The sequence below is a fragment of the Plantibacter sp. VKM Ac-2876 genome (assembly GCF_015350715.1).
Taxonomy (GTDB): Bacteria; Actinomycetota; Actinomycetes; order Actinomycetales; family Microbacteriaceae; genus Plantibacter; species Plantibacter auratus.
This window is the reverse complement of sequence record NZ_JADKSI010000001.1, coordinates 799,017-811,171: the sequence shown is the minus strand read 5'-3', so window position 1 is coordinate 811,171 and position 12,155 is coordinate 799,017. Positions and strand designations below refer to the sequence as shown.

The window sequence follows — 12,155 nt, the reverse complement described above, 5'->3', positions numbered from 1 at the left end:
ATATCGCAATTGTGCTAGATTGCAAACATGGCAGATACAGCGTCGGACATCTTCGCCGCGCTCGCTCATCCGACGCGGCGGCAGATCCTGCAGGACCTCAAAGACGGCGAGCTCGCCGCGGGGGAGATCGCCGCACGCTTCGACGCCACCGGTCCGACCATCTCGCGGCACCTGAGCGTGCTGCGCCAGGCCGGCCTCGTCTCCGAGCGCCGCGACGCGAACCGCATCCTCTACTCACTCGTCGGTGAGCGCCTCGCGCTGTCGGTGGGCGACTTCCTGTCCACCGTCTGTCCGGAGCAGATGGTCCTGCGTGAGGTCCGCAAGCGCCGGACCTCGTAGCTCGATCTCGATCCGGCCCTGAGCCGCCCGAACGTGTTCGATTCCGCCGCGATCTCGAGCCGTTTCGGGCGACTCAGCGCAGCCCGCGCGTGACGCTGCGGACGATCGTCTGCGTGGCGGCCTGTCCGGCGCGGGTCGGCAGCAGTGCCCAGACGTGGAACTGTCCGGTGCCCTCGTGGTAGTCGACCGTGACGCCGGCCGCTTCGGCTCGTTCGACGTGCAACTCGGCGTCGGGGTTGAGGACGTCGCGGGTCCCGCTCAAGACCGTGAGCGGCCCGAGCCCGGCGAAGTCGCCGAAGAGTGGGCTCACCACCGGATCGGTGATGTCCAGGTCGCCGCGCCAGTGCTCCGCGAACACGCGTCCGCCCGGCGTCGCCAGCCAGGGGTCACTCGGCTGCACGAGGGGGATCCGTGGGTTGCTCCAGGTGAGGTCGAGTGCTGGTGACAGCAGGGTGGTCATCGGCAGGACGACGCCCTCGTCCCTGAGTCGGAGCGCGGCCGACAGGGCGATCTGACCGCCGGCCGAGTCGCCCGCGAGGACGGTCTGCCCGTGCCGCTCGATGCTGCGCCGGACCAGCTCGACGACGCCGTTCTGCGCCACGGCCGCGGTGCCGTAGGGCACGAGCGGGTAGATCGGCAGCGTGACCACGGCGCCGGTCTCCACCGCGAGGGTGGCGGCCAGTGTCCAGTGCTGCGGTGCGATCTCGCCGACCCAGCCGCCGCCGTGCGCGTACACGACCCCGCCGATCGCCGGTCGTCGCGTGGGGGACACGGTGTACACAGGCCAGTCTCCGAAACGTTCGACGTCGACCCGGACGTCGCTGCGGAGGGTGCCGGGCGGACCGTAGGACACCGGCCGGAGGGTGCGCTCCCGGATCCGGCGGCGAGCGCCGGCCTCGCTGACGAAGGCGCGGTTCGCGCGGATGAGTCGGAGCGCGGGGCCGACGACGACGCCTGGGATGGTGAGCACGGTGCCTCCGCGGTTGACGGGTTCCTGGGGCTCGCCACGCTAGCAGCGCAGGCTGGGCAGGAGTCCCCATCGCCCGGTCTCCTCCGCACCGCCATACTGACGGCATGACCCGTCGCCGCCTGCTGCCCATCGGTGCCCTCGTGGCGCTCCCCGCTTCGCTCCTGCTCGCCGGTTGCAGTTTCAGCGCCAGTGCCAGTGCCAGCCTCACGGTGCCGGCCTCGGACATCGAGGACACGGCCGCCGGCGCGCTGGAGGAGCAGGTCGGTACCCGTCCCGACCTCGACTGCGGCGACGAGCGCGTGAAGCTCATCGACGACACCACCGTCGACTGCACGCTGACCGATCCGTCGAGCGGCTCCGAGTACGACGCCGTCGTCACGATCAGCGACGTCGAGGGCACGAAGTACCACGTGGCGGTCCAGGTCGCCGACACCGCGAACTGATCCCGGTCGGTGCGCTCGGACCCTTCCTTGACGGCTCGGGCGACCGTTCGTCGTGGGACACTGGCAGACGGTGTCGACGTGCCGATCGCGCCGCAGCAGCCCGTCCAGAAGGAACCGCATGCCCGAGCTGAACCCCGTCGTCATCGAGCGAGTCGCCTGGGACGACGAGCGGGCCGTGCGGCTCCGCGCCGCGATGGACGAGGAGATGGACGCCCGGTACGCGTCGGCCTGGGAGGACTGGGACCCGGCGGACGCCGAGCGGGCGCTGACCGCGTTCACCGTCGATCCAGCCGACATCAGCGCGACCTTCCTCGCCCTCATCGACGGCGAGCCGGTCGGCCACGCGGCCCTGCGCCGACTGCACGGCGAATGGGAGCTCAAGCGCGTCGTCACCCTCCCGAGCCACCGCGGCCGGGGCGTCTCGAAGCAGCTGATCTCAGCCGTCGAGGACACCGCACGTGCCGAGGGGGCGTCCCGCCTCATCCTGCAGACCGGCGACCGCCAGCCCGAGGCCGTGCGGCTCTACGAGTGGCTCGGGTACGAACCCATCCCGATCTACTCGCCGTACGAGGTCATCCCGATGTCGCTCTGCTACGCCCGCCCGCTCCGCTGACGCTCGGCAGCGCGGCTGTCTCCGCTAGTGGGCAGCTTTCGCGGGCTGGTTCCGTGACCGCAGGCGCGAGATCCCGGTCACGATCGCGACGACGATCAGGCCGAGGACGAGTCCGAACACGGCGGACATCGCGGTGTCGGCGATCCAGACGACGACCGGTCCGGCGGCCTCGATCGCGTGGGTGACGACGTGCAGGAGGTCGTACGGGCCGTGCCAGAACGTCTCGGCGAGGTTCGCGATCACGAGGTGGCCGCCGACCCAGAGCATCGCGACCGTGCCGACGATGCTGATGACGCGGAAGACCGCGGGCATCGACGCGACGATCCGTGCGCCGGTGCGGCGGACGCCGCGTGACGGGTTCTTCATGAGCCGGAGTCCGATGTCGTCGATCTTCACGAGCAGGGCGACCGCGCCGTAGACGACCGCGGTCATGACGAGGCCGATGACCAGGAGGGCGCCCAGCGTCATCCAGATGCCGAGCCCCGAGTCGAGGCTGGCGAGGGAGATGAGCATGATCTCCGTGCTGAGGATGAGGTCGGTGCGGACGGCCCCGGAGACGAGCTTCTTCTCGTCGCGGACGTCCTGCTCCGCCTCGGCGTGGTGCATGCCGAACCACTCCATGACCTTCTCCGCGCCCTCGAAGCAGAGGTAGGTGCCTCCGATGATGAGGAGGAACGGCAGCACCCAGGGGGCGAACGCCGTGAGCAGCAGGGCGATCGGGATGATGATGACGAACTTGTTGATGAGGCTGCCGCGGGCGATCCGCCACACGACCGGCAGCTCCCGAGCGGGGGTGAGCCCCTGCACGTACTGCGGGGTGACGGCCGCATCGTCGATGACGACGCCGGCGGTCTTCGCACTCGCCTTGAGGGCTGCGCTGAGGATGTCATCGACAACGGCGAGCAGGCCGACCGACATGTGCTTCTCCTTGGCTCGGGGTCACACCGCTGCGGGCTCGGCGGGGACGGAGTCCACAGTACTGTCGCGATCGCCGAAGGGTGTACTGCTGGACACTCCCTCGCCGACGTGCACGGCCGTAGCGTCGTCCGTATGCAGATCCAACCGAAACCCGCGACGATCAAGAACCCCGCCGAGCAGTTCACCGGCGACGTCTACCTCGACCTGCTGGCCGCGCCACAGCAGGACGGCCAGCACATGATGGTCGCGAAGGTGCGGTTCCTCCCCGGCGCCCGCACCGCATGGCACTCCCATGCCAACGGGCAGACCCTCCACGTCACCGAGGGAGTCGCCCTCATGGGCACGCGCGACGGCGCCGTTCTCGTCGTCCGGCCGGGTCAGACGGTCTACACCCCACCCGGCGAGGAGCACTGGCACGGAGCCACGCCCGACGACTACATGGAGCACCTCGCGATGTTCGAACAGGCGGACGACCCGGCGATGAGCACCACCTGGCTCGAGCACGTCGCCGAAGCCGACTACCACCGCCCCTGACCGACTGCCCGACCGCGACCCCGCTTCTCCGCTGTGGAGAAGCGGGAGTCCTCCCCAGAGGTAGGGAGGCCTCCCTTCCACGAGGTTGCCACCCCGGTACTGTTGGCACTCACGACAGATTGGGGATTTCGAATGGTCGAGACCACACCGCGCCGCTCACGGTCGGCCGTGCTCGCGCTGACCTTGACGATCGGAACGCTCGTCGCGGCGGCGATCATCGGCGGATACTTCATCATCGTCGGCGATCAGGCCGACATCGCCGGGCGGGTCTGGCTCACGCTGCTGCTGCTCGCGGCCTTCGTCGGTGCCGTGTCGCTCGACGCCGCAGCCGGCCACGGACCCAACAAGTGGTACCTCGCGGTGTCGACGTTGGTGAACATCTTCCTCGTCACCGTCGGCCTCCTGAAGCTGTGGAACGGATGGCTCCAGCCGCCGAACACCTCCGACGGGTTCGTCTGGTCCACGCAGATCATGCTGTTCCTCGGCATCCTCATCATCGTGCGTCTGGCGCTCATCATCATCCAGGTGTACTTCCTCCACTTCGTCACCCGCGCCACGTCCACCGTGGTCAGGGCCACCGGCATCGTGACGATCGCGCTCATCATCGCCACGGTCCTTGTGCTCGTGCTGCCCATGGCGTTCCCCGAGGGCACCTGGGCGGACTGGTGGTGGCGCATCGCCGCGGCCACGACACTCGCTGCGGCGATCTCCGCCGTGATCCCCGTAATCGTGCGGGCGTTCTCGCCGAAGCCGGAGGGTGAGCGGGTGTCCTACGGGCAGCAGCCGTACCGTCCGGAGGTCTACCAGCAGGCCGCACCCGGCTACCCGGTTCAGAGCTTCCCAGGGCAGCAGGGCTACCCGGGACAGCAGAGCTACCCGGGACAGCAGAGCTACCCGGGACAGCAACCGCAGCAGCCCTACCAGGGGCAGCCGTACCCGCAGCAGCCGCACCAGGGGCAGCAGCAGCCGTATGGCGGCCAGCTGAACCCCGGCCAGCTGAACCCCGGCCAGCTGAACCCCGGCCAGTATGGGCAGGGGCACCCCGGGCAGGGCTACCAGGGGCAGCCGTACCAGGGGCAGCCCGCCCCGCAGCAGCCGGGCCAGCAGTGGCCCACGCCGTCCTGGCAGGGCTCCGCGCCCGGGCAGCCTGCTCCGGCACAGCCCGCGCCGCAGCAGTGGGGGCCTCCGCAGCCGCAGGTCCCGTCGTCGCCGGTTCCGCCCGTGCCTCAACAGCAGGACCAGCAGCGTCCGCAGGAGTCCCGTCCTCCGCAGGAACCGAAGCAGCCGACGGAGCCGCAGCAGCCGCAGAGCCCGCCGCCCGCCGAGTAGACGAACCGACCACGAGCCGGCTGGAAGTCGACCGCTTCCAGCCGGCTCCGTCGTCGGTCGCACTCGAAGCCTCGCTTCGCTTGCGCACAACTGCGTAGCCACGTCGGGGACGTCCTCGCCCAGCGGCGGATGTGGCGATGCGCTCGCTCCGTGAGTATGGAATCGGCGCGGTGCGACCGCCCGCCGCCGACTCCTCACGATGGGTGACGATGCGCAAGCTCCTGAAGGTTCCACTGATCTCGATCGCCACGATCGCCGGCCTCGTCGCGGCGGCCCTCGCGACGACGACCATCGTGAACGCCGTCGCGAGTTCGTCGGAAGCGAGCGAACTGCAGCCCTACGGGCAGTTGGTCGACGTCGACGGCAAGGACATGAACGTCGTCATCAGTGGTTCCGGCGCCGAGACGATCGTCCTGCTGCCCGGGCAGGGAACCGCGGCACCCGGCCTCGACTTCGAGCCGCTCGTCGACGAGCTCCGCGACCAGTACCGGGTGGTGGTCGTCGAGCCGTTCGGCTACGGCCTCAGCGATCAGACGGACGTGCCCCGGACCTCGGCCAACATCGCCGGCGAGGTGCACGCCGCCCTGCAGCACCTCGGCATCGACCGTTACGTCCTCGCCGGACACTCGATCGCCGGCATCTACGCCCTCGAGTATCTGGAGCGGTTCCGCGCCGAGGTGACGGCGTTCATCGGGATCGACACGAGCGTCCCGACCCAGCCCGGAAGCGACGAGCCGACGCCGACCGACGGCGTCGACACGCTGAAGGCGCTCGGCATCCTCCGCCTCCTCACCGCCATCGCGCCCGGCCCGTACGAGTGCCTCCCGTACGACGACGCCACGAAGCGCCAACTCGCGATCCTGACGAACCGCAACGCGATGTCGCCGACGCTGCTCGACGAGATCGCCCACACGCCCGGCAACTTCCAGACGGCCCGGTCCCAAGCGTTCCCGGCCGACCTGCCGATCCTCATGTTCGTCGTCGGCGACGACCCGGAACTCTCCGACTGGGTGCCCCTCCACGAGGAGCAGCTCGCCGGAGTCGACCGGGGTGAACTCGTCCGCCTCGACGGCGGCCACTACCTGCACCACACCGAGGCGACGGTGATGGGCGAGGACATCAAGCGGTTCCTCGCCGACACGCCGGGAGACTGAATCCCCGGCCGATCCGGGCTGGCGTGTCGTCGGATGTCGGGTTAGGCTCACTCTCTATCGAACGTATGTTCGAACGATGGGAGGCCACGCATGTTGATCACGAGCACCGAGATCGCGGTCTGGACGACGCCGGCAGGCGTGCCGGAGCGACTGTTCTGGGATGGAGCCCGGTACCTCGTCACCGACACCCCGACCCCGCTCGAGCCGAACGTCTCGTTCGTCACCCATCCGCCCGCGGCGACCCCCGCCTGGCGGTTCCAGGCGACCGCTGCAGACGGCCGGTCCTTCGTCTTCGACATCCGACTCGACGCCGCGCGCGGACGCTGGCAGCTCCTCCGAGCGTACGAATGAGCCGCTCAGACCATCGCCCGGGCCGACGTCGCTCCGGCTGTCAGGCGGCCGGCTGCAACCGTACGACGATCGCCTTCGAGACCGGGGTGTTGCTGCGGTCGGCCGTCGAGTCGAGCGGGACGAGGACGTTCGCCTCGGGGAAGTACGCCGCGGCGCATCCACGAGCGGTCGGGTAGGAGACGACGCGGAAACCGCGGAGCTCCCGATCCGGCTGCCCGGCCCACTCGCTGAAGACGTCCACCGTCTGCCCGTCCTCCAAGCCGAGGTCGCGGAGGTCGTCCGGGTTGACGAAGACGACGTTCCGGCCTTTCTTGATGCCGCGGTACCGGTCGTTCAGGCTGTAGATCGTCGTGTTGAACTGGTCGTGTGAGCGCAGGGTCTGCAGGAGCAGCCGACCGGGCGGGCAGTGGATCGGTTCGAGCTCGTTGACCGTCAGCAGGGCGCGACCCTCGGGGTTCGTGAACGTGCGGGAGTCCCGCGGTCCGTTCGGCAGGACGAAGCCGTCCTCGCGGCGGATCTGCTCGTTGTACCCCTCGCAGCCCGGCACGACCCGTCCGATGTGTTCGCGGATCGTGTCGTAGTCGTCCTCGAACGCCTGCCAGGCGATGCCCGAGTCCTCACCGAGCGTCGCACGCGCGAGTCGGGTGATGATGGCGACCTCGGAGAGCAGACCGGGCGCTGCCGGCGGGATGCGGCCGTGCGAGGCGTGGACCGCGCACACCGAGTCCTCCACGCTGACCATCTGCGGTCCGCTCACCTGCAGGTCGATCTCGGTCCGCCCGAGGGTCGGCAGGATGATCGCCGCCTCGCCCGTGACCGCGTGTGAGCGGTTGAGCTTCGTGGAGATCTGCACGGACAGCTGCGTTCCGCGGATCGCGGCCTCGGCGGCGGCGGTGTCGGAGATCGCCGCGACGAAGTTGCCGCCGAGCGAGATCCAGGTGCGGACCTCGCCCCGCTGCATCGCTCGGATCGCGTTCACCGCGTCGACCCCGTGCTCCCGCGGCATCGGGACCGCGAACTCGCGCTCCATTGCAGCGAGGAAGGATTCGGGCATCTGCTCCCAGATACCCATCGTCCGGTCGCCCTGCACGTTGCTGTGCCCGCGGATCGGCGACGCACCGGCGCCCGGCTTGCCGATGTTCCCGCGGAGGAGGAGCAGGTTGATGATCTCCTTGATCCCGTTGACCGCCGCCTTGTGCTGGGTCAGACCCATCGCCCAGGTGACGATCGTCGCGTTCGACGCGATGTAGCGCTCGGCGAGTTCGTCGATCTGCTCGCTCGAGAGGCCGGTCGCCTCGAGCACCGCCGCCTCGTCGAGGTCGGCCAGGTGGGCCGTCAGCTCCTCGAGTCCGAGGCAGTGCTCGGCGAGGAACGCGTGGTCGAGGATCGTCCCCGGAGCTGCCGCCTCGGCCTCCAGGACCCGCTTCGAGACCGCCTGCAGCAGCGCCATGTCGCCGCCGAGCCGGATCTGCAGGAACTGGTCGGAGATGACCGTGCCGCGCCCGACCATGCCACGGACCGTCTGCGGGTTCTTGTACCGCTCGAGCGCCGCCTCGGGGAGCGGGTTCACCGAGACGATCGTCGCGCCCGCCTGCTTCGCGTCCTCGAGCGCCGTGAGCATGCGCGGATGGTTCGTGCCCGGGTTCTGGCCCATGACGATGATGAGGTCGGCCTGCTCGAAGTCCTCGTACCGGATGGTCGACTTCCCGACCCCGATGACCTCGCCGAGCGCCGTGCCGGTGGACTCGTGGCACATGTTCGAACAGTCGGGGAGGTTGTTGGTCCCGAAGGCGCGAACGAAGAGCTGGTAGACGAAGGCCGCCTCGTTCGACGCGCGGCCGCTCGTGTAGAAGACGGCTTCGTCAGGGGACTCCTGACCGCGCAGCTGCTCGCCGACGATGGCGAACGCCTCGTCCCAGCTCACCGGCCGGTAGTGGTCCGAACCGGCCGGCTTGTAGACGGGTTCCGACAGCCGACCCTGCATGCCGAGCCAGTACTCCGACTTGTCGGCGAGATCGGTGAGCGAATGTTCGGCCCAGAAGGCGCTCGGGATGACGACCGGCGTCGCCTCCCAGATGACGGCCTTCGCGCCGTTCTCGCAGAACTCGAGCTTCTTGCGGTCGTCCGGGTCGGGCCAGGCGCAGCTCATGCAGTCGAAGCCGCCGCGCTGGTTGATCGAGGTGAACAGCTCCGCGGTCCGCTTCGGCCCGAGTTGCCGGAGGGCGGGCTCCATCGAATGCAGGATGCCGGGCAGGCCGACGGCGACGTGCTTCGGGTGGGTGACCTCGATGTCGGCGTCCGTGACGTCCTCGACGGGCGGTTCGGCGCTCATGCGCTCGCTCCGGTCCGGAGTGCTGCTGGTGCCGAGCCTTCGGCCGGGTCGTCAAGGCGATGCGCTCCGCTGTAGACGACCATCGAGTCGCCACGGAGGAAGCCGACGAGCGTCATCCCGAGTTCGGTGGCCAGTTCGGCGGCGAGCGACGACGGCGCGGAGACGGCGGCGAGCATCGGGATGCCGGCCATCGAGGCCTTCTGCGTGAGCTCGAAACTCGCGCGCCCCGACACCATCAGGACCATGGAGCGGAGCGGGAGCAACCCCTCCTTCGCCGCCCATCCGACCACCTTGTCGACGGCGTTGTGTCGGCCGACATCCTCGCGGAGCACGAGCATCTCGCCGGTGCGTGCATCGAACAGGCCGGCCGCGTGCAGACCGCCGGTGCGCTCGAAGACCGCCTGCCGTGCGCGGAGGCGGTCGGGGAAGGTCACGAGGAGCGCCGGGTCGAGGCGGAAGTCGTCGTCCGCGACGGAGTACCGCGAACTCGTCCGGACGGCGTCGATGCTCGCCTTGCCGCAGAGGCCGCACGAGCTGGTGGTGAAGAAGTTCCGTTCCAGGCTCGGATCCGGGGCGGGGACGCCGGGCGACAGGGCGACGTCGAGCACGTTGTAGGTGTTGACGCCCTCGTCCGTCGCGCCGGCGCAGTACCGCGCGGTCCGGACGTCGTCACCCCGACCGATGACGCCCTCCGAGACGAGGAAGCCGATCGCGAGGTCGACGTCGTGGCCGGGCGTCCGCATCGTGATGGCGAGCGAACGACCACCGACGCGGATCTCGAGCGGCTCCTCGACGGCGAGGACGTCCTCGCGGGTGCGTGCGGGCTGTCCCACCGTGATGCGGGTGACGCGTCTACGCGCCGTGATGCGAGTCATGGCTCATGGCTATCACCACCATCGGACGAGGGCAAGGTGCCTCACCGGATCCGCAGCCGCCTCGGGGGCTGGATCGCGGCTTAGGCTGGTGCCATGTCCGTCGACGCGATCATCCTCGCGGGAGGGCGGTCCTCCCGCCTCGGCGGCGTCGCGAAGGCGTCGTTGCTCCGCGACGGCCGGACGCTCCTCCAGCTCGCGATCGATGCTGCGCGGGCGGCCGGCGGCCGTGTCGTCGTGGTCGGCCCCGAGGTCCGGACGACCGCTCCGGTCCGCTTCGTCCGCGAGCGCCCCGTCTTCGGTGGCCCTGCCGCGGCCATCGCCGCGGGCCTGGACGCCCTGCGTGATGGCGTCGCGGCCGAGGGTCCCACGCAGGTCGCCGTCCTCGCCTGCGATATGCCGGATGCCGCGCCGGCGCTCGCCGTGGTGCTCGACGCAGCGACAGACACCGCCACAGCCACAGCCGGGACCGACACCGACGGCTGGGTCGCGGTGGACGACTCCGGTCGTGAGCAGTCGCTGCTCGCCGTGTACCGCCGGGAGGCCCTGGAAGGCCGGGTCGCCGCACTCCGGGCGTCACAACCGAGCGGTGACCTCGCGGGGGTCTCCGTCCGCCAGCTGCTCGCCGGACTCGTCCTCCGCCAGGTGCCCGTACCCGAGGGCGGTTCCGCCGACGTCGATACCTGGGCCGACGCCACCGAACTCGGGGTCGTCACCGCCGTCGAGTCGACGGCGCCGACCGCGTCCACCACGCCGACCGCCGACCCTGAGGAGCGTCTCCCATGACCGATGACCTGCATGCCGTCCTCGCCGACTGGACCGACCGGGTGTCCGCCGAGCTGGAGCTCGGCGACGTCGCGGTCGACATCGACGCCGTCCTCGGACTCGCGGGCACGGCCGCGCACGCCGTGCTGCGTCCGGCCGCCCCGCTGACCACCTACCTCGTCGGCATCGCCGTCGGGAAGGCGCTCGCGAGCGGGGCGGATCCGGTCGCCGCCGCCGAGGCTGCGACCGCGGCCGTCGAGCGGCTGGTCGCCTCGGACCAGACCGCATGACGAGGTCCTCCTGGTCGGACGCCCGCAGCATCGCGCATGCGGCGGGTGCCACGCAGCGATCCGACGTCGCCGACACGCTCGCGCTCACCGAGGCCCTCGGACACGTCCTCGCGGCGCCGCTCGTCTCGCCCATAGCGATCCCGCACTACGCCTCCTCGGCGATGGACGGCTGGGCGGTGGCCGGGAGCGGCCCGTGGACCCTGCTGACCGGCGGCGACGCCGAATGCGCACGGTCGGTCGGACTCGGCGACGGTGTCGCGGTCGACGTCCTGACCGGAGGGCTGATCCCGGCGGGCGCCGAGGCGGTCCTCCAGCTCGAGCACGGCGTGGTCGAGCGCGGCTCGGGATCAGCTCGCCTCCACCTCGCACCGTCCGCTCCGAGCGGTGAGCCGCGGTCGGGGCGGCACATCCGACCCGCCGGAACCGAGTCACCCGCGGGGTCGACCGTCCTCGACGCCGGCACGCGTCTCGGTCCCGTCCACCTCGCGGTCGCCGCCGGCGCCGGCTTCGACCGCGTGTTCGTCGTACCGACCCCGCGCGTCCGCCTGGTCCTCACGGGCGACGAGGTCGTCACGAGCGGCGTGCCCGGCCCGGGGTTCGTCCGCGACAGCTTCGGTCCATCGCTCCCGGGAGTGATCGCCTCGCTCGGCGGCGTCGTCACGTCCAGTGTCCGTGTCGGCGATGACGCGTCCACCACGGCGGACGCCCTCGGGCTGACGAGTGCGGTCGGCGCTCCTGCCCGCCAGCAGCGGGACCTCGTCGTGACCACGGGTGGTACCGGCGACTCCCGCGCCGATCATGTCCGAGCGCTGCTCCGCGACGCCGGAGCGGACTTCCTCGTGGACGGCGTCGACGTCCGCCCGGGTGGCCCTGCGCTGCTCGCGCGGCTGCCGGACGGCCGCCTGTTCGTCGGGCTGCCCGGCAACCCGCTCGCCGCACTGCTCAGCGTCCTCACGCTCGTGCACCCGGTGCTCGCCGGCCTCCAGGGACTCGAGCTCCCGGCCCTGCGACCGGCGGTGCTCGCCTCGCCCGTCGACGGGGTCCGTTCCGGGACGGTCCTGCGTCCGTACCGCTCGGTGCACGATCCCGACTCGGCCACGGCGCATGCGGAGCCGACGCCATGGCACGGGGCAGCCATGCTCCGCGGGCTCGCCGACGCCGACGGCGTGCTCGTGTGCCCGGGCTCCGGCGCGGCCGCGGGCGGCCTGGTACCGAGTCTCGACCTGCCCTGGTGATCGGGCCTCG

14 protein-coding genes are annotated in these 12,155 nt (G+C 70.6%); 10 read left to right on the top strand and 4 right to left on the bottom strand.

The features are described 5' to 3' along the window. Positions 1 to 27: 27 nt before the first annotated feature. Positions 28 to 339, top strand: coding sequence for a metalloregulator ArsR/SmtB family transcription factor (locus tag ITJ62_RS03905; RefSeq protein WP_194599765.1), 312 nt, complete (start codon positions 28 to 30; stop codon positions 337 to 339). A 73-nt stretch (positions 340 to 412) separates the two neighbouring features. Here the strand turns inward: ITJ62_RS03905 and ITJ62_RS03900 are convergent, their stop codons facing one another. After that, positions 413 to 1,309: an alpha/beta hydrolase fold domain-containing protein gene (locus ITJ62_RS03900; RefSeq protein ID WP_194599764.1), complete on the bottom strand. Its 897-nt coding sequence runs from the start codon at positions 1,307 to 1,309 to the stop codon at positions 413 to 415. A gap of 104 nt (positions 1,310 to 1,413) precedes the next feature. On the opposite strand from ITJ62_RS03900, the gene ITJ62_RS03895 reads away from it, so the two are divergent. After that, positions 1,414 to 1,752 carry a DUF4333 domain-containing protein gene (locus ITJ62_RS03895; RefSeq protein WP_194599763.1) on the top strand — a complete coding sequence of 113 codons (339 nt, stop codon included), beginning with the start codon at positions 1,414 to 1,416 and terminating at the stop codon, positions 1,750 to 1,752. 118 nt (positions 1,753 to 1,870) lie between these two features. Further along, positions 1,871 to 2,365 (top strand): GNAT family N-acetyltransferase, encoded by a 495-nt coding sequence (locus ITJ62_RS03890; protein ID WP_194599762.1) that lies wholly within the window; start codon positions 1,871 to 1,873, stop codon positions 2,363 to 2,365. Positions 2,366 to 2,389: 24 nt separating this feature from the next. Here the strand turns inward: ITJ62_RS03890 and ITJ62_RS03885 are convergent, their stop codons facing one another. Beyond that, positions 2,390 to 3,283: a DUF808 domain-containing protein gene (locus ITJ62_RS03885; protein WP_194599761.1), complete on the bottom strand. Its 894-nt coding sequence runs from the start codon at positions 3,281 to 3,283 to the stop codon at positions 2,390 to 2,392. Positions 3,284 to 3,415: 132 nt separating this feature from the next. Here ITJ62_RS03885 and ITJ62_RS03880 point away from each other — a divergent pair, with 132 nt between their 5' ends. The 4 genes from ITJ62_RS03880 (at position 3,416) to ITJ62_RS03865 (ending at position 6,651) form a co-directional block, all read left to right on the top strand. Then, positions 3,416 to 3,817: a cupin domain-containing protein gene (locus ITJ62_RS03880; RefSeq protein WP_194599760.1), complete on the top strand. Its 402-nt coding sequence runs from the start codon at positions 3,416 to 3,418 to the stop codon at positions 3,815 to 3,817. A gap of 132 nt (positions 3,818 to 3,949) precedes the next feature. After that, positions 3,950 to 5,146 (top strand): hypothetical protein, encoded by a 1,197-nt coding sequence (locus tag ITJ62_RS03875; protein ID WP_194599759.1) that lies wholly within the window; start codon positions 3,950 to 3,952, stop codon positions 5,144 to 5,146. A gap of 209 nt (positions 5,147 to 5,355) precedes the next feature. Continuing rightward, entirely contained in the window at positions 5,356 to 6,300 is a 945-nt protein-coding gene (locus tag ITJ62_RS03870; protein ID WP_194599758.1) for an alpha/beta fold hydrolase, read from the top strand. A 90-nt stretch (positions 6,301 to 6,390) separates the two neighbouring features. Next, entirely contained in the window at positions 6,391 to 6,651 is a 261-nt protein-coding gene (locus ITJ62_RS03865; protein WP_064295852.1) for a hypothetical protein, read from the top strand. A 40-nt stretch (positions 6,652 to 6,691) separates the two neighbouring features. Here the strand turns inward: ITJ62_RS03865 and ITJ62_RS03860 are convergent, their stop codons facing one another. Continuing rightward, entirely contained in the window at positions 6,692 to 8,983 is a 2,292-nt protein-coding gene (locus ITJ62_RS03860; RefSeq protein WP_194599757.1) for an FdhF/YdeP family oxidoreductase, read from the bottom strand. Continuing rightward, positions 8,980 to 9,858, bottom strand: coding sequence for a formate dehydrogenase accessory sulfurtransferase FdhD (fdhD, locus tag ITJ62_RS03855; protein ID WP_194599756.1), 879 nt, complete (start codon positions 9,856 to 9,858; stop codon positions 8,980 to 8,982). The genes ITJ62_RS03860 and fdhD overlap by 4 nt, the downstream gene beginning before the upstream one ends. A 93-nt stretch (positions 9,859 to 9,951) precedes the next feature. On the opposite strand from fdhD, the gene ITJ62_RS03850 reads away from it, so the two are divergent. From ITJ62_RS03850 to ITJ62_RS03840, 3 genes are read left to right on the top strand one after another with little or no spacing between them, the layout of a single operon-like run. Continuing rightward, positions 9,952 to 10,641, top strand: a complete 690-nt coding sequence (locus ITJ62_RS03850; RefSeq protein WP_194599755.1) for a molybdenum cofactor guanylyltransferase — start codon at positions 9,952 to 9,954, stop codon at positions 10,639 to 10,641. Then, the gene (locus ITJ62_RS03845) at positions 10,638 to 10,910 is read left to right on the top strand and encodes a DUF6457 domain-containing protein (RefSeq protein WP_194599754.1); all 273 of its coding nucleotides are present in this window, start codon (positions 10,638 to 10,640) and stop codon (positions 10,908 to 10,910) included. The genes ITJ62_RS03850 and ITJ62_RS03845 overlap by 4 nt, the downstream gene beginning before the upstream one ends. Next, positions 10,907 to 12,145 carry a molybdopterin molybdotransferase MoeA gene (locus tag ITJ62_RS03840; RefSeq protein ID WP_194599753.1) on the top strand — a complete coding sequence of 413 codons (1,239 nt, stop codon included), beginning with the start codon at positions 10,907 to 10,909 and terminating at the stop codon, positions 12,143 to 12,145. Before ITJ62_RS03845 ends, ITJ62_RS03840 begins: the two co-directional genes overlap by 4 nt. Positions 12,146 to 12,155 lie beyond the last annotated feature (10 nt).